Source organism: Actinomycetospora sp. (assembly GCF_055612215.1).
Genome location: NZ_JBVPVA010001024.1, coordinates 1 through 1,110 on the forward strand (window position 1 = coordinate 1; position 1,110 = coordinate 1,110).

Consider the following 1,110-nt stretch of genomic DNA (forward strand, 5'->3'; position numbering starts at 1 on the left):
CTCGCCGTTGTTCGGCTGGTCGAGCCCCGCCATGATCTTGAGAACGCTCGACTTGCCCGCGCCGTTCGGCCCGACCACGCCGATCTTCGCCCCGGGCAGGAAGTTCAGCGTGACGTCGTCCAGGACCACCTTGTCGCCGTGAGCCTTGCGAACCTTCTTCATGGTGTAGATGAACTCAGCCACGCCTCCGATGGTAGTTGCCGTACCGGGGCCGCCCCCGGCCCCGGTCGCGCGCTCAACTCGCGAGGGCCGAGCTGCCCGGGAAGCCCTCGCCGTCCTCCTCGTCCTCGGCAGGCCCACCGGCCGGGGAGCCCTCCGGCTGGGCACCGTTCGGGGACCGGACTCCGGGGGCGTCGAGCTCGGCCCCCGGGGTCGCGTCGTCGACGACGACGAGATCGGTGACGTCGAGGACGGGCCGACCGGACGCCGCGGGCTCCGCCGGCACGACCTTCGCGCACACCCGCGCCAGGTCGAGCGCGACGGTGCGGGCCTCGATCTCGGTGGAGGTACGTCGGACGCCGTCGACCTCGAACTCCCGCACGGACAGCCGGCCCCGGACGACGACCGGGTCGCCCTTGGTGATGCACGCGCGGACGTTCTCGCCGAGCCGGCGCCAGCAGTTGACGCGCGCCGCCACTCGCAGCCCGTCCTGCCACGTCCCGCTCTCGGGGTCCAGGCGACGTTCGGTGCTCATCACGCGGAAGTTGGCGACCTCGCCCCCGTTCTGCGTCCGCCGCCAGCTGACGTCGCTCGCCACGTTGCCGACCACGGTCACCCAGGTCTCGTTCACCGTCGTCCTCCTCCCGACCGACTCCCCGGTGGAGCGGCCTGGAGGACACGGTGCGCCGATCGGCGACCGATCCGGGAATGGTGGCGTCGCCGCTGTGGACAACCCGGCGGCGCGGTGCCGGTGTGGACCGTCGAATCGGCCGATCGGACCATTCGCCGGCGTCGGAGCCCGGACAGCACAAAGCCCCCGAGGGTGTCCTCGGGGGCTTGGTGTGGGTGGGGGTGGTTGGGTGTTCCGGCGGTGTCCTACTCTCCCACGACCTGGCGGTCGCAGTACCATCGGCGCTGGAGGGCTTAGCTTCCGGGTTCGGGATGGGTCCG

Annotated in this window: 2 protein-coding genes and 1 rRNA gene; all 3 read right to left on the reverse strand. The window is 71.8% G+C overall.

What is annotated here, in order from left to right:
• On the reverse strand, positions 1 to 183 hold a 183-nt coding region (locus AC0CYZ_RS27765), incomplete at its 3' end, for an ATP-binding cassette domain-containing protein (RefSeq protein ID WP_472221341.1).
• Between the two features lie 52 nt (positions 184 to 235).
• Positions 236 to 790 carry a single-stranded DNA-binding protein gene (gene ssb / locus AC0CYZ_RS27770; protein WP_472221342.1) on the reverse strand — a complete coding sequence of 185 codons (555 nt, stop codon included), beginning with the start codon at positions 788 to 790 and terminating at the stop codon, positions 236 to 238.
• A 232-nt stretch (positions 791 to 1,022) separates the two neighbouring features.
• A 5S ribosomal RNA gene (gene rrf / locus AC0CYZ_RS27775) occupies positions 1,023 to 1,110 on the reverse strand; the annotation flags it as partial.